At 38.7% G+C, this 17,485-nt stretch carries 9 protein-coding genes and 1 pseudogene; 7 read left to right on the top strand and 3 right to left on the bottom strand.

The window, feature by feature from the left end; all coding sequences use genetic code 11:
* Position 1 precedes the first annotated feature (1 nt).
* From EXT46_RS11025 to EXT46_RS10995, 7 genes and pseudogenes are all read left to right on the top strand, one after another.
* The gene (locus tag EXT46_RS11025) at positions 2-6,445 is read left to right on the top strand and encodes a DEAD/DEAH box helicase (RefSeq protein WP_130147276.1); all 6,444 of its coding nucleotides are present in this window, start codon (positions 2-4) and stop codon (positions 6,443-6,445) included.
* Position 6,446: 1 nt separating this feature from the next.
* Positions 6,447-8,576, top strand: a complete 2,130-nt coding sequence (locus tag EXT46_RS11020; protein ID WP_130147274.1) for a 3'-5' exonuclease — start codon at positions 6,447-6,449, stop codon at positions 8,574-8,576.
* Positions 8,577-8,647: 71 nt separating this feature from the next.
* Positions 8,648-10,063 carry a zincin-like metallopeptidase domain-containing protein gene (locus EXT46_RS11015; protein ID WP_130147272.1) on the top strand — a complete coding sequence of 472 codons (1,416 nt, stop codon included), beginning with the start codon at positions 8,648-8,650 and terminating at the stop codon, positions 10,061-10,063.
* A gap of 160 nt (positions 10,064-10,223) precedes the next feature.
* On the top strand, positions 10,224-10,652 hold the full coding sequence (locus EXT46_RS11010) for a hypothetical protein (protein WP_130147270.1): 429 nt from the start codon (positions 10,224-10,226) through the stop codon (positions 10,650-10,652).
* Between the two features lie 322 nt (positions 10,653-10,974).
* Positions 10,975-11,508 (top strand): annotated as a pseudogene (locus tag EXT46_RS11005) (HEPN domain-containing protein).
* Positions 11,509-11,845: 337 nt separating this feature from the next.
* Entirely contained in the window at positions 11,846-12,649 is an 804-nt protein-coding gene (locus EXT46_RS11000) for a hypothetical protein (RefSeq protein ID WP_130147268.1), read from the top strand.
* Positions 12,640-13,614: a hypothetical protein gene (locus tag EXT46_RS10995; protein WP_130147266.1), complete on the top strand. Its 975-nt coding sequence runs from the start codon at positions 12,640-12,642 to the stop codon at positions 13,612-13,614. Before EXT46_RS11000 ends, EXT46_RS10995 begins: the two co-directional genes overlap by 10 nt.
* A 95-nt stretch (positions 13,615-13,709) precedes the next feature.
* Here EXT46_RS10995 and EXT46_RS10990 read toward each other — a convergent pair whose 3' ends face one another.
* From EXT46_RS10990 to EXT46_RS10980, 3 genes are read right to left on the bottom strand one after another with little or no spacing between them, the layout of a single operon-like run.
* Complete coding sequence (locus EXT46_RS10990) at positions 13,710-14,183, bottom strand: hypothetical protein (RefSeq protein WP_130147264.1); 474 nt, start codon at positions 14,181-14,183, stop codon at positions 13,710-13,712.
* Positions 14,184-14,213: 30 nt separating this feature from the next.
* On the bottom strand, positions 14,214-15,707 hold the full coding sequence (locus EXT46_RS19040; RefSeq protein ID WP_130147262.1) for a VWA domain-containing protein: 1,494 nt from the start codon (positions 15,705-15,707) through the stop codon (positions 14,214-14,216).
* On the bottom strand, positions 15,698-17,428 hold the full coding sequence (locus EXT46_RS10980; protein WP_240701122.1) for an AAA family ATPase: 1,731 nt from the start codon (positions 17,426-17,428) through the stop codon (positions 15,698-15,700). Before EXT46_RS10980 ends, EXT46_RS19040 begins: the two co-directional genes overlap by 10 nt.
* Positions 17,429-17,485 lie beyond the last annotated feature (57 nt).

Genomic DNA, 17,485 nt, shown 5'->3' with positions numbered 1-17,485 from the left:
TATGTTACCTAGTATTATTAGCCAACAAACAGAACAAGCAATTCGCTCATTCCTTTTGCACTCATTTGAAATGAGTTCTCATTTGTTTTCGCGAACTGATGTGGATGGTGTTTATTCAAGCGCCATGGAGGATTTCCTCAGCACTAAGGAAAATCTATCAAAAGGGCCTTATATTTCGCTAAATTTGCCATTTAGACAAAGCAGCTTGAATCGTGACTTTTTCCCTAATCTTTATTTGCCTTTTATTCCGTATCAACACCAAGCAAAGGCTTATGAACGCTTAACAGCGGCAAAACCACTATCTACTCTGGTAGCAACTGGGACGGGTTCAGGTAAAACTGAATGTTTTATGAACCCAGTTTTAAATTATTGCGCCTCTTCAAAAGCGAAAGGCATTAAAGCAATTATTATTTACCCAATGAATGCGTTAGCGACAGACCAAGCGAAACGTTTTGCTGAGACGATATACTCTAATGAGGGACTAAAAAACAAAGTTACCGTTGGGCTTTTTGTAGGTCAGGAGGATAGTGAAAAGAGCAAGGTGATGGGTTCAGATAAAGTCATCACTTGCAAGGATACGCTGCGTGAAAATCCACCAGATGTTCTTATGACCAACTACAAAATGTTGGACTTTTTGCTATTACGTCCTAAAGATCAGGTGATCTGGAAACACAATACCCCAGAGAGCTTACAGTTTTTAATAGTTGACGAATTACACACTTTTGATGGTGCACAAGGCACTGATTTATCATGCTTAATCAGAAGATTGAAACACCGTCTGGAAATTCCAAAACAGCACTTAACCTGCGTAGGCACATCGGCAACTATCGGCGATAACTATGAAGAATTGACTGGGTATGCAGAAGATATCTTTGATGCTCAGTTTGATATTTCTTCAGTAGTTAATGAAGATAGATTGTCGGCTAAAGAATTCTTAGAAGAGTATTCACTAGAGTATTTTTCTTCACCAGAGAGCTTTGAACTGCCAAACTTTGAAGAAATAGATTCGCCAGAAGCGTATGTTAATCAGGTTATACAAGCTTGGTTTAAAACAGATGCGTTTTTAATTACGAAACCCGCCAATACTGACGATGGTATTCAGCAACGAATAACGCTAGGTGAAAAGTTAAAATCTCACCGCTTTTTTCACCGGTTACTCGATAAACTGAATGGAGAAATAACGTCTATAGAATCTTTGAGCCAAGACTTGTTTGGCTCGGCAGGAATAGCTGAATATGAAAGAACAAAGTTGATCGAAAGCTTTTGTGTACTTATTTCGGTAGCCAAAGAAGAAGTCAAAGAAGACGCTGATGCTTTAAGTAAGAGGCTGGCTGCTGGAAAATTAAAACCATCTTTGCCTTTGCTTCAAGTGAGGCATCAACTTTGGCTCAGAGAGTTAAGAAGAATGGTGGCTAGTGTCAATTCGCTACCACAATTAACCTTTAGTGACGATCTAACTCAAACCATTGCTGATACCAAGTATTTGCCGGTTTTACATTGTAGAGATTGCCACAATACAGGCTGGGGTGGTGTATTAGGTAATACCGACACACATATAAATGATGACTTGGCTCAATTTTATCAGCTTTATTTTGATAATAGGCCTGAAGCTAAGTTAATTTTCCCTGTACAGACCTTCGATGATAAGTTGGCTAAGCTAGGTCGATTTCAAAAGCTTTGTTCACATTGTCTTAAGTTAAATAATTTCGATAGTTCTACTAAGAAATGCTCTAGTTGCGGACATGACGAATTATTGCTGGTTTATATTCCTGACGACACTAAAAGGCGCAACTTAACCGACGGTGGCTCGGTTTTAAAAGCAAGCCACGACTGTCCTTTTTGCAAAAGTGATACGGGCGTCAGTGTTCTAGGTAGCCGGGCAGCCAGTTTAATTAGTGTTATGGCTCATCAATTATTTGGTTCACATTATAACCAAGACAAGCAACTTATTACTTTTAGTGACTCTGTTCAGGATGCAGCACATCGTGCAGGGTTTTTCACTGCTAGAACGTATCCATTACTCATTCGTAGTTTAATAGCCAAAGTTATTGAAACGGTAAAACCAAACAATTTGTCAGAGTTGTGCTCAGGTGTAGCGAACTATGCGAGAGATTATTTTGGCAATGATGAATCGTTTGTTGGCACATTTATAGCTCCGGATATGGAGTGGCAATCGCATTTTAAAGAGCTTCAAGAAAAAGCGAAGCTACCATCCCCAACAAACTTACCGAAAAATATTCAATCGCGACTTGAGTGGGAAGTCGTTAGTGAATTTGGTATTAAAAGTTTCTTAGGCAGATCTCTAACAAAATCTAAATTTGCAGCAATAAGCTTCGAACGAGAGTTATTGGATGAAGTGACCAATAAAATACATTCTATCTTGATTGAAGAAGTGGCTGAATTAAGTGATTTGAACGTGACTCAAGTTGAGCACTTTGTAGTAACGTTTTTGCACCTATTAATAAATAATGGTGGCATTTATCACGAAAGTTTAAGTAATTATGTTGCGAATGCAGGTGATACTTACGTACACAACAAAGTTGGTCAGACTCAATATTACATGCCTAACTGGGGCCGACGGTCACGTAAACCTCGATTTTTAAGTATTAAAAAAATATCTAACCAGTTTGATTATGTGTCGAAAAAAGATGCCGGAAACTCTCCCTATCTAATTAGTTTGTTGAAGAATTTACTGAATGAAGATTTGGTATTTGCGACTTCTCAATCTGAGTTAATTTTTACTCGTATTTTAGGTCAGTTGCGATCCGTCGGCATACTGGTAGAAAGAGAAGTAAAAGGAGAACCTGTATTTGGTGTTAATACTGAGGCGTTGTTGATATCGAATGAGCTGGTAAAGGTCGAATGTTCTGACTGTGGTTCCCCTCTTAATATAGATAAGAAAATAGACAGTTATTGGCTTAATTCACCATGCTTGGTTCCCACGTGTAGTGGTAAATTCAAGACATCAATTCACCAAGAAAAAAAGCTATCTTGGGATACTTTTGATTTAGTGAGAGTAAATGGATTTGAACATACAGGTTTATTAGATAGAGACGTCAGGGAAAATGTCGAAAATTCATTTATAAAGGGTAAAGAGAAGTGGGATATCAATTTATTATCCGCGACTCCGACTCTTGAAATGGGTATAGATATTGGAGACCTATCGAGTGTTGCACTTTGTTCAGTTCCTCCAGCTCAGTCTAATTATTTACAGAGAATAGGGCGAGCAGGCCGAAGAGATGGGAATGCGTTTAATGTCACGTTTTCCGAAGGTAATGCTCACGATCTTTATTATTACAATGACCCTATGGATATGATGGCTGGATCAGTTCAACCACCGGGGGTATTTCTAAAAGCTAACGCCGTTTTAGAACGACAACTGACAGCATTTTGTTTTGATTCGTGGGTAAAAGGTGGTGTAACAGAAAGTGATGTTCCAAGAAGTGTAAGGGATCTTTTGAATACTGTTGAAGGTGGCCACTCGCATCAATTTCCCTATATCTTTTTTGATTATATAACAAAACATCAAGGCTATTTATTAGAGCAGTTTTCATCATTATTTGAAGAAATGGATAGTGACATTGAAAAATCACTCTCGATCTTCTTACGAGGAGATGATGATGACCATATGTCTTTAAGCGGAAGGATCATTAACCGCATTACGCAGTTAGTTAATGATAGAAAAGGGTTAAAGAAGAGAGTATCTACCATTGATTCTGAGCTTCGCAAACTGGATAAACTTGAAGTGCAGGAGTCAGATCACAAAGAGAAGGTTGAGCTGTTAAATAATGAGCGAGCAGCCATTCGTTCTTTGATCCGACAAATGAATGGAAAACATACACTCAATTTCTTTACGGACGAAGGTTTGTTACCCAATTATGCATTCCCTGAAGAGGGCGTGACTATCCGCTCAATTTTGTGGAGAAAAAAAGAGCAAGCAGAATCACAAGAAGACGGGACAAAATTTCAAAGAAATACATATGATTATGAACGACCAGCTGCTTCAGCGTTATCTGAACTAGCGCCAGATAATCATTTTTATGCAGGTGGCAATAAAGTAGAAATTGAACAAGTCGATTTAAGTGTATCTACTGTTGAATCATGGCGCGTCTGTAATAACTGTAATTACAGTGAAGATATTAATATTAGCAAAGACCAGTTTAAAACTTGTCCAAAATGTGAAAGTGTTAATTGGAGCGATAACGGCCAATTAACACAAATGTTAAAGCTACGACAAGTCTATGCAAGAACGAACGAAAGAGATGCAAAGATTAGCGATGATTCTGATAACAGAGAGCCTAAATTTTATAAAAGACAAATGTTAGTAAGCTATGACGATTCGGATGTTCTATCTGCTTATAAGATTGATAGTGATGAAGTCGTTTTTGGCTTTGATTTTGTAAAAAAATTAAATATCAAAGATATTAATTTCGGTGTCCCTGACAATCAATCAGAACAGTCAACAATTGCTGGTGATGAAGACCACCGTACTGGCTTTAAGGTATGTAACAAATGCGGGATGGTTAAAACTAATAAGACAAAGCATTTTAAACATGATTTAACCTGTAGTTATAACAAGAATCCAGAAGCTGCTCTTGATGACAATAATTTTATTGATTGCTTATACCTGTATCGAGAATTAACTTCTGAGGCAGTAAGAATTCTATTACCAGTATCAAGTTATTCAATAAACTCTGCTAATGAAGCGACGTTTGCAGCGGCAATCCAACTAGGTATTAAGTTGTACTTTAAAGGTAGTATTGACCATATAAAAAGTACTGTTTATAGCGAGCCTGTTAACGCGGGCGAAGGCAGACGATATTACCTTGTAATTTACGATACAGTACCGGGCGGAACTGGTTATTTAAAATCACTTATGGATACCCCAGCTAATTTATTAAACTTAGTTGAAAAGTCGTTTAATAAATTAGATTCCTGTTCATGTAATCACGATCCTAGCAAAGATGGCTGCTATAAATGCATATACGCATATCGTGATCGCCAACGCATGCCCAAAATATCGCGAGATCTCGCTAAATCACTGTTTCAAAAAATACTTGAAAACAGAAATGATATTGTTGAAGTGGACACACTAAAGTCTGTTAATCCAAACACGCTGTTAGATAGTGAACTAGAACATAGGTTTATAGATACATTAAAAGCAGCCGGACAACCATGGAAAGTTAGTAACTCTATCGTCAATGGCAAAAATGGTTACGTTTTAACGATTGGCCGCCAAGATGAAATATCTCAAGCATGGAAAATTGAACCTCAGGTTGATTTGGACAAAGATAAAGGTATAGATATACCTTCACGACCTGACTTTGTCTTTTGGCCGGTTAAAAATACTGAAACAGTATTACCTATAGCAGTTTTTTTAGACGGATATGAATTCCATTTTGATAAAGTTGGAGATGATACTCGCAAAAGAAATGCTATTCGACAGAGTGGTAAATTTCTTGTTTGGACTCTTTATTGGGACGATCTAGATAAAAGCGATACGAGCCATTTAAAAGAGTATTTTGATTTATTCCAAAATAGCAAGTTAAGAGAGATGTTTGGTTCATCTCCCAAACAATTGACTGGTAAAAACTACAACCAATGGAACTCAGTATTAAATAAACGAAATAATTTCAGTTTACTGTCAGAGTTATTAGTTAACCCAATTGAAAATGCCATCCAGTTTAAAAACGTAGCATCGGTTCATTCGTTTTGTTGGTTAAATCCAAGTAAAGGTTTGAGCCAAAGAAACCCTGAAATAGCTCAACGATTAGAGTTTGAACTTAAGGAAAATGCACCTTTATTCCGAGTAAATGAGTTTTTAGATGATGAAAACTATTGGTTCGGTGGATTGATGGATTGCCTCGAGAGTTCAGAAAAGCTCGTTGAGTTGACAACTGCTTTATCTTTACAGAAGTTTCAACAAGCCAAATTTGGACAAAGTATAGAAGACTGCAATTTCTTAACGAAATTGTTAAAGGTCCATATTTGTTTTGATGATACAGATGTTGAAAATGTTAACTTCAAGCAATCATTAATAGGGTACTGGAAGTTATTCAATTTATTACAATTCATGGATGACGTTTCATTTACGTCAATGAGCATGATTGAACTTGAAACGGAGCAGATAGAACTGCCAAGAAAAGATGTCACTTCTTCCTTATCTAACCAATGGAAAGATGTTATTGAACAATCCGTGATTGATTCAAATCTAGAGTTGTTTGGCGAGTTTGAGATAGATTTACCTGAAGTAGGATTTGAACTTGTATCAAATGATGAAGTTATTGGATTGTGCGAGCTTGCATGGCCTAGTAACAAGGTAGCCTTATTCTGTAAAGATGAAAGTGAAGACATGGCTGAATTTGAGAAAGATGGTTGGCAGTGTTTTGAAGAGCCTGTTGATATCGCCCTAGTAGACAAAATAAAAATAATTTTGGGAGCATAATATGGATATTCAAGTTGCAATATCACAAGACTTCTTAACAGCAATACTGAAATTACCAAGAGCACAACAAAAAAAGGTTAATCAATTTGTTAGTAAGTTCAGGAGTGATCCTTTAAGTAGTGGTATTAACTACGAAAAAATCATCGATGCGGCTAACAGCGATATGCGGTCTGTTAGAATTGATCAAGCCTACAGAGGGATTATTTTAAAGCCTCAGCAAGGTAATGTTTACATTTTATTGTGGGTAGATCATCACGATGAAGCCTATGCATGGGCCAGACGTCATCAATGTAAAATTCATCCAAAAACCGGGGCTATTCAGTTGTATGCAACTGAAGTTGATGAATCGGTAAATGAAGTGGTAGAGAATACGACTTCAGTTATAGAACAAGACAGTTCATTCTTATTTGATGATTATTCTACCGAGCAATTAATAGATGTTGGTTTACCAGAGGAATTTTCAGAAAAAATATCACAATTATCTAATATTCAACAATTAGAAGCATATCGAGAAGCATTGCCTAATGATGCGTTCGAAGCGCTATATTTCCTTGCCGATGGCATTCCTTATGGTGAGGTGCTAGAAGATTATCGTTCTACTGGTACAGAAGATGTTGATACAGAGGATTTTGCCGCAGCTCTCATTAGAGAAGGCTCAAAGCGTCGTTTTGTGGTGGTTGATGACGAAGCTCTAGAACAAATGTTAGATGCCCCCCTTGAAAAGTGGCGCGTATTTTTACATCCATCACAACGAAAATTGGTTGAAAGGGATTGGAATGGTCCTGTCCGTGTCTTGGGAGGAGCGGGAACTGGTAAAACAGTTGCAGCGATCCACAGAGCAAAATGGCTAGCAAGCAAGCTAGTTGGAGTGCCAAATAAAAAAGTACTTTTTACCACGTTCACGAAAAACTTGGCATCAGACATTTCCGCACATTTAGAGCAAGTCTGTAGTCATGCGGAGTTATCCTCGATCGAAACAATTAATATTGATTCTTGGGTTCATAAGTTCCTAAAACGAAACAACTATAATTATGACATTGTTTATCCCGGAGATTCACATCCAAAGAGGGTAAATAGTTGGAATAGGGCACTTGATAACAAGTCACCAGATTTAGATCTATCCGATCATTTTTACGAAGAAGAATGGAAGCTAGTAATTCAAGAGCAAAGTATTACTGACAAATCTGAATATATTAGAGCAAAAAGAAATGGCCGAGGGACAAGGCTAAACAGGAAAGAGAGATTGTTAGCGTGGTCTGTATTTGAGGAGTATTTGTTACAACTTAATCACAACAAAATCAAAGAAATGCCAGATGCAATGAGAGATTGTATCTCGATTATAGATAGCAAAAACATCAAACCTATTTACGATTCAATTATTGTCGATGAAGGCCAAGATATGGGAACTCAGGCTTATGAATTGATTCGAAGAATTGTTCCAGAAGGTAAAAACGATATTTTTATTGTCGGAGATGGCCATCAACGAATTTATCGAAATAAAGTCGTTTTAGGCCGATGTGGAATTAATATTTTAGGGCGTAGCCGTAAACTAAGAGTTAATTATCGAACTACAGAGGAAACTAAAAAGCTTGCTGTGTCAGTATTGAATAATATCCCTGTAGATGATTTAGATGACGGGGCAGATACTAGTAATGGTTATGTCTCGTTGATGCACGGTGAACAGCCTGAAGTTATAACCGCAGATAGTTTCATTGATGAAGCAGATGCTGTTGTAGAAAGAATTGAGCAATTAGAAGCAGCGGGAGCCAAACTAAAAGATATCTGTGTAGTTGCTAGAACAAAGTCTTTGAGAGACTCGTTTGGTCAACAGTTAAAAAAAGCGGGAATAACGACGTATGAGGTTATGGCTAATGGAACTGATAACCGACAGCAGGATGGCGTTAGACTTGCAACAATGCACCGGGTAAAAGGCTTAGAATTTCAAAACGTATTTATCATGGGTTGTAATCAAAACACAATTCCACTTAAAAACTTCAAATCAGAGGATCCTGTTGAATTGCGCGAGCATGAACTAGCAGAAAGAGCGTTGCTACACGTAGCTATGACCCGAGCGATGAGAAGCTTAACCTTGTCATGTCACGGGCATTTAACTGAGTTTATTACAATATAAATGCGAACTAGACTGGCATTCAATGTAACCACTCATTATTTGGTAATAAGGATATTAGAAGGAAGCGCAATATGGCAAACATAGCAGAATTTAGAAATAATGAATTTACTCAATTTGAGCTGGCATTGGCAACCGGTTGTAAACGAGATCGCCTGTTAGAAAAAACCAAAGAATTACACGGAAATACACAATTCAATTCATTTTTGTATTGCACTCAACGTACAACAAGTCCTATAGACTGGTTAGAATATGAGCAATCAATGAATGCGAGTATTTTAGGTGTTAAAGAGGCATCTGAGAAGTTACAAGATCTTGAAGAGAGTGTCGGTTTATCTGTTTCTGAGATTATTGACGGTTTGAAGCACAAGCATGAGACAACAAAACTCGGTAGTATTTTCGATGATCTGTACTGTGAATTCTGGTCAAAAGTAACTAAAGGTGAGCTCCTACCTTTTTTAAAAGAATATGATTTTTGGCTCCAGTTTGTGGCTGATGAGTTCGAATCTTTTAATGATGTGGACTCAGCTGGTGGCTTGGCACATAGATTAGGGCAACCAGTATTTGGTCAATTAAAAAAGTTAGCAGACATTGTTTCAGTGGAAAGTCAAAACTGGGATATTGATAGTAAAGTTTACAATAATATTCTTAAAGGCCTGCAAAAAAACAACAAAGCCTTCATTGAAGAGTGGCTCTCTGAGCCACAATTATCGAGTCATTACAACGCTAAGACTCTGCGCCAATATCAGTCACTCTATTCTTTTGTCTTTCTCTCACTTTTCGCAAAAACCTATGGTTTGAAAAGTAACCTTTGGGCGACACAAACCCAATGGGAAAAACTAGGGTGTAGCTTAAAAGAAGGTGCTAAGCCTGCCGCAGTATTTCATTATTACCAACAAGATGTAGATGAAGAATTAAACCCAAATTCACAAGAATTTAAAGGTGGCTTAGGCAGTAAAGTGTCGATTGTTTTCAATTCCGAGTATGTAATCGGATTTGAAGGCAAATCATTTGTTGAGACCAAAGTTGCTAAGGTCTCCGTTATCGATAAAAGAATTAATGAGCTAAATGTTGAACTACGTGAGTCTGAAGGAGATAGCCAAGAAGCCTATTATTGCCCCAGCACCGATAGCATAACCATGCCTAGCAAAGCTTGGTTCAAAGCTAAAGATGCCACTAAGGCATATTACGCGACATTACTTCACGAGTTAGTTCATTGGACTGGTCATCATTCTCGTTGCAACAGAAAGTTTGGCAAAGAAAATGGTGATACTGATTACATATTCGAGGAGTTAGTCGCCGAGATTGGGTCCTCCTTTTTATGCGCAAGATTTGGGCTGACAAAGTCCGTTCGTACTAAAGCTATTCAATATATTGCCAGCTGGTTAAGAGGCATGGACCCTGACGAAGCAATGGCTAAACTAAGTAAAGCCTCAGGGTTAGCTAGTAAAGCGAGCAACTTTATTTATCTTCAACCACAGAATAAGTAATAGAATTATTTCCTGGTTGGCATCTAATTATGTTCGGTGAGTAGGCACGACCAGGAGGGTGCACAAGTGACCTTCAACAAGCACAGAAACATTAGTTGCTAAACAATAGCGTTGATTGGAAAATTTAATAAGCCGTTAAGGTTATAGTATGAGGTGTTCTGTGGGCAGAGAATGGGTTCCGTTTCTAAAAGAAGAAATCGACGAGCTATACGAGCTCGTTAAAGAACGTTGTGGCGACGCATTTCCTGATGAGCTGGTTTACCGGCTTATAGATATAGTGGAAAGTGCAACAATGGTAGAGATTGATTTTGGGGAGTTATTGATTTGCCTCGACGGCTGTAAGTCTGGTTATCTGGTTCTTGAAAGTGAAGAAGCGTTAGGTGGTTATCTCCAGCAAAACTCCGGGCCAATTAACTATATGCTGGCAAACAAAACGTACAACATCCAAGACCCAAAATGCACAATAGAAAACTTCGCACAGTGGGCAGAAGAAACACGCTCACTTATACATGATGAAGGCTATTTGGTTCTCTCTTGCTCTTTTGCAGATGATACGAGTAGTGATTTTTACCTGATATCGAGTAATTGATATGGCGCTAGGAATGATGTAGTGGAGTGAGGCGATTATTTGCATCGTATGATTAGGGCAGGTAGGTGTTACTGTGTTCATGAAGCAGAGGGCGACTACAAACTTTTTTGCGAAATTCGAGAAATCGATAGTGGTTTGCATTCGCACTTGCTTGTTACTAAAGACTTTCTATAGCTAAAGGTTTTAATCTGTAATTGAATAATTTACGTAATTGATACAGCCGCTGAAGGATACCAATCACGGTGACTGGTATATGATATAAATATTCGATTAACTCAGTGGCGGAAAGCGAGTTTAAATATATTTGAGAACAAGGACGACAATGACAATCGCATATCAAGATTTCAGAAAAAGTATTGTTGAAGCTGAAGAACTGGCAGATTGTTTTGATGAGCTCAACAACAATGATAAAGGTTTTAGTTGCCCAGATGCACTCAAGAAGGCGAGCTTAGTGATGGCCCTTACTGCCTGGGAGACTTATGTTGAGGATGTAGTTAAAGAAAAGGTAGCTGCAGACTTAAAAATCTTAGAAGGCTAACAAGTTCACGACTTTGTGCTCCGTCAACTTGAAACCCGTGTGAAGATGTTCCACAACCCGGATTCGAGTAAAACAAAGCAGCTTTTTGAAGAGTTTTTAGGGTATGACGTAACCTGTGATTGGGGTTGGGCTGGTGTTATCCCTAAGCAAGCAAGGGAGCAACTTAACGCCCTTCTGAGTAAACGAGGAGACGCAGTGCATCGTGGGCGCACATGCATCCACCAGCCTAGTGCCATTAAGCGAGATGAGTTGCATAAGGCTATTCGGTTTATTAAGGAGCTTGTGAGGGTCACAAATGAAGCTGTAGAAGCGAGATAATAGAATATGAATTATCTCCAATTTATTAAGGTGAGATAGTGTGGCTAAGTTCTATCCTACAATATGAAAACATATCGCGATTAAAGGTAACACCTACAAAGTGTGTGAGAACGTAGATGTGATTCACCAACCGGAAAACAACAGGCTAGAACAAGTCCAGCTATTGGATTTCATCTGGAGTCTTGATAACAGCATTATGGCCAGCGCCTATGCGTATTAAGAACAAATGATGCAACTATTGAACGACCTTAATCGTGAAGAACGACATGCGAGAGTGATATTTGAATTACTAAGCGGCGGCAAGCGAGTATAAATATAATCAGGATAATAATAAGATATGGATAATGAAAAATCACTTTTGAAAATTAGACAAGATCGCTCACTCCTAGAGCTATTGAAGGTTGCTTCGAATGATGAGTTGGTAGAGATCGCAAACATTATCACGGACAACGGTAAAGGTAGAATTTCTTTAGCTACAGAACGTCTTCAAGAAATTGAAACTGCATTAGAGCAGGGCAAGCTCCATGAACATGTTGATATACTTGCATATGAAATTAGGGCGTTCGGGAGTAACTCAGTGGCAAGTCGAGCTCGACGAGGGGAGCCTGTTTCCTATAAAGAAGTCTTATGTGATGTTGCGAAAAAGCTGGGTGTCAAGAAGCCGAATAAGGATGCTCTAGAGATTGAGTTAGAGGAGCAAATCCTTATGAGTTTGTTGACGAAGGTACATAAAGACAAGAGCGTGGAAGAGATACGTGAGTTGATACAGAATAGTAATTATGATTTGACTGAAAATATCAGTGAATCAATGTCGGAGGCCACAGACAAAGCTACATTATATAAAGCGATGACAAGTTCTGTAGGGTTCTACCCGATTGCTAAACTGCTTGCTGGGGCCTTTACTCGTCATGCAGTCGTAAGCAGCGGTAAAATTGCTAGTACTTCAGCTTTAGTGGTTAGAGGAGCGACTATGTTAAACCCTCTGGGCATTGCAATATCAGCTATCTGGACTACATATGAGCTCAGTGGGCCAGCATTTAGAGTAACAATCCCGCTGGTACTTCACATTGCACTTATACGTCAAACTCAAATTAAGTTTGAAATTGAACGAGCAAAAATGGAGTTAATACAATGTCTGTAGCAAAAGATATTCTTGTTCGCACTATTGATAATAGCCCAGAAATAATTGAAGGCTTAAAAGATGGAACATTTGAGCTATTTGGAGGGGTTATTCGAATTGCTAAAGGGCAGGCAGGCGCGGGTCAAATAGTGAAGCATCTTGTATACCCTGGTAGCCCAGAGGCACTGGAAAAAAGCATTACTAATTTGCAAAGTGTGTTACAGCAACAGTCAGGTCAAATACAAGACAGCATTAGTAACCTGCAAAGTAGTATGGATGTGTTACAGGGGCTCCAGTATGCAAATATCGCTTTATCGGGGTTAAACCTAGCCGTCTCATCTGTTGGTTTTGTAGTTGTATGTAATAAATTGAACCATATATCTAGGGTACTTGAGCAGCATACAACTAAGCTCGATATTTTGTGTGAGGGCGTGCTTCGGACTGAGCAAAGGGATGCGTTTAAAGATACAGCTAGGTTTACGTCGCTCTTAAAAAGGTTGAGCCAACTGTCAGTAGAAGATGATGCGCAATTAATCAAGGGTATGGTGTGGGAGATTATGAACCAATATCAATATACTAAGTTAATGCTCACAGAAGCGTGTAAGGTGCAGAAAAAAGAACATATTCTCAGCGCACTAGGTGGGATTGAGTTACTTCAGAGCCGACTGCAATATCTTGGTTTTGCGATGGCCTACGCTTATAACGCAGCAGATGAAAGTGCCCATGCTGTAGAGGCTATAATGGAGTTAGACAAAGAAATGATGTGCTTTGGCCGCACAATAGTAAACTTGGTGTCTTCTGAGCCTTTAATTAAATGTGTTAGTACTGAGCAGTTTGAAAAGCTAAAAGAGATTGTTTCTTTGAGGAAAGAAATAGAGCCTGCGATTGAATATCAGAAAAACGTGTTTAATCTTATTTCTGCTCGACCAGAGCTTAAAAGTATCGTTGCTCAAAATTGTGACGAGATACTGCTTATCGCAGCTTAACTTTCGCTAAGTATAAGTTGATTTAACTAGCTCAGATGATGTCTGAGCTAGTGCAGTTAAGTTGCAGTCATCCAATCTACTTTCAAGGTGTTGCCTTAGCGTTCTTTACTATACGACTTGACATAGTAATATGCTCCTATGCAAAAAACGAATACACCAGTTCCATAAACTTTGGTAATTATCCATGATAGGTCCCAGGCGTCTGCGTTTGCTCCGTAAGCCAAGAATATACACAACCTAAAAGTGAAAGTAATTAATAAGTATAATCCTCCCCACTTTACAATAAATGAAATAATTTTATCTCTTTTTTCTAAATAGGAAGCGTGTGAACTAGAAGTTTCTTTCAAAAGTCCTAGAACCATTCCAAATATTAACAAGCCTACTATTGCTGTAAAAAGAAACATTAGAGTTGTAAACTCAGAAAATGACTGCATGCCTCCCTGGATAAACTTTATATTGATTCCATAGATGATTGTTACCACTACAAGCAATCCGCAAAGCTGCTTTATTCTTTTTGGCATTATTACCCAAGCAATCAAGATGACAATCAGTCCAATAGCAAGTGCCATTCTAATTCCCCTACAAGTATTCTAAAAAATTCATATTTGTTGGCCTAAATATTGTTGAAACCCAACCAACTCATTTATAGAGCCACTAATTGGGTTAAATACCCATTCATGATCGAACAGACTCTCTTGTCTTCGAGACATAAAAATGTCGCCAACAACGAGAGAATAAAAGCGATTGCCGTTTTCTCTTTGAGCTTCAATTCGTTTCAATGTATCCGCGCAGAGGTGCCCCACAATAAAGTCGGAAATAACTAGCAGGTCTGCTTTTTTGTACACTTCTGTATCCATTATTTCCAGTGCATGGCTTAGAGCAGGACCCACATCAGTGCCACCATGAAAAGACATTTTTAAAAAGTCGATTATGGATGCTAATCCCATTTCCCCCGTGAGGTCGAGAGTTTGAATACCGGTGGAAAAATTTATTAGGTAGCAAGGTCGATTCTCTTTTTTGGCTTTAGCCGCCATAAATAGTGCTACACCTTTGGCAATAGTTTCTGGCATTTCGCTCATTGAACCGCTGGTGTCCACACACACTATCATTGGGCCATGGCTATCGTTGTCTTTGACTAGGATGTCTTGTTCAGTTTCAACTTCTAATGTCTGGTGTGAGTGTCCTACCATGTCAAAGCACATTAGCCTTGATTCTACGTACTTTAGATCAAAAAGAAGAGAAGTTACTTCATCAGCAAGTAATGCCTTTTCACTTGGCAGCACATTTTCTAAATCTCGGCCCAGGCGGATGCCGATGATTTCTTCATTGGAGTGTATATCAGGTAATGTTATGTCCAATTGTTGGGTTACATTGGCGCGCTCTAATTTTTCAGCCAATTCAAATTGTCTTACTCGGCCAAGTAAATCACAAAGTGATCTTAACCCTTCATCCTCGCTAAGATATTTTGCCCATCGTTGAAATTCTATAAAGTCCTGTTGATTTAATTGTCCGTTTGAAAAGTCAATGAGCAAACCTGGATCAATACCCAGCGAGTCGAATATTGGTTGGATCTGTTCCAACAATTTTAATAGTAATTCTATCTCGTCTAATAGTTGTCTCCGAAGGTTTGATATATATTCTAATTCCCATTCGCTCCTTGCCTTGTCTAATGCTTTTTGCCACGATTCGATGAGGTGACGGCCACAGACATTAAACTTCTTTACTAGGTCCTTGCCATTTAGTCCTTCAGATAGTAATCCATTTGGAAATTGTCCGAGTTGCGAGTGCCAGAAATCTTTATCTACTGGCTGCTTGGAGCTTTCGCAAAGGGTAAAAAACTGATAAACGGCTGCATGCAAAATTGACCTTGATCTGCTGCCTTTGATGAGTCTTTCAAGCTTTCTAAGTTCTAGTTCACTATTATTGAATGGCGAAGCTATGGCCAGATTTTTCCTACTCTGCCACTCCCATTCTTCAATTTTATTATCAATACTATGTCGTAGTGGACTAGGCCGCTTCAGCAACCGGCTGTATTCACAAAAAACAGTGCTTCTGACGGTATCTGCTGACTTTGCAACTATATCTACTTGCACAGCGATTCCATACGCTCACAATCTTTTATGCGAAGTTGAAGTTGAGTGATTTGCTCTTCAATTCCCTGAATAGCAATTTGACTTTTTTCCTGAGGAATAAAAACAGACTTCAAATTTTTCTCGTAGCCCTGTTTCATTAATTCTACCTGGCTAAGAGTTTTGATAAATTGTTCTTTCGTTTCTGAAATTGAGTCAAGTAATGAGTTTATAAGTCGCTTATTGACCTTCGATTTTTTATCCCCTTTGTGGAATCGAACCACAGGAGTGAAATTCTTCTCATCGTAATTGTCCTCACCGATAACACAGGTGCCTTGGCCATCAAACTTGCATGTTAAGTCATCAATTGAATTTCCGTTTTCATCTATGGGATTAAAGGAGTCAGTTGTTTTCATCTTGTTCGTATGGATAAATACCTTTCTATTTAATCGTCCATGGTAATAGCTTCGGTCTTTAAACTCAGTTACAAAATATTGCTCCCCATTGAGCTCCTCGGTTTCGTATATGTCTTTGGAGTAGTAAAGTTCTTGATGAATTTCCGCGTCTAGTTGCTCTTTTTGTTTGTCAAATTTGCTTAAGTCTATACCAGTGTCGAACCCTGCATCTTTGACTGCCTGCTCAACAATGGCATTAATTGCTTCACGGTTGGATTCTTCAGTCCAGAGACAATGGCGAAGAAGCAGTGCGTCACTGTGATTGGTTTGAGAGTTCCCGTTAAAAAAGGCCGAGGCCTTCATCAACATAGCTGCTCGTTGCCAACGACGGTCTGATACATATACTTTCAGTTCATCATATTGGTCAACCAATGCTTTGCGAATTAGATGGATAATGGTGAACGTTTCTTTGGACAGTTCAACAGCATGAATCTGCTTTTGCCAGTGCAACCATTCATCAGCGCAAACTTGTAAGTCATTTCCAACATCGATTTCGGCCTCAGTGGGGCGTTGACTCAGTAAGTGGTCAAAATTATCCGAGTTTTTAATAGGTCCAACCATTAGCCGTACAATGAATCTGTCGTATAAAGCTTCCAATCCTTGATTCGATTCTGGCGTTTCGTTAGAGGCTGCTATGAGAGCTTTTAAAGGAGCTTTTTCAACCACTTCACCATTTCGAAAAATACGCTCATTGATAAGAGTAAGTAGAGTATTTAATATGGCCGGACTGGATTTCCAAATTTCGTCCAAAAAGGCAATTTCTGCTTTTGGTAAGTAGTGATTGGTCTTTCGTGTATAGCGGTCTTCTTTAAGTGCTTTTATCGATACTGGACCAAACACGTCCTCTGGTGTGCTAAAGCGATTCATTAGGTATTCAAAGTAATCTGGCTGTGAAAATGCACATGCGATGCGTCTTGATATTAGGCTTTTGGCTGTACCTGGGGGGCCGTAAAGGAAAGTGTTTTGGCCACACAGTGCACTGAGTAAAGATACGGCAATTATTTCCTCTCGCTCATACATTCCTTCGCTTAATGCTTTAAGAAGTTTACTTACTCTGTCTTTTAACTCAGTTGTTGATGACTTGTCCTCAATGATACTTAAAACGCTTTTTTTTAAGGAATCAGCGTCTTTTGACTTACCTTGAAACGATATATTCCCTGATTGTCGAGACCAGTTCATAAATCCGCCATTGAGACGATAAGTCACCATATTTTCTTTAGAATTATCCCACTTACCACCTAATGGCATTAACTTGGCTTGCAACTCTTTAAAGCTTCCTGCAAAGTTCATCGCTTTTTTAACTCCATGTTATTTATATAGTTGTAGCGACTTTCATTATACGGCTAC

Source organism: Pseudoalteromonas sp. CO325X, from assembly GCF_004208955.1.
In the GTDB taxonomy this organism is placed as follows: Bacteria; Pseudomonadota; Gammaproteobacteria; order Enterobacterales; family Alteromonadaceae; genus Pseudoalteromonas; species Pseudoalteromonas ruthenica.
This window is presented reverse-complemented; position numbering and strand designations above follow the sequence as displayed.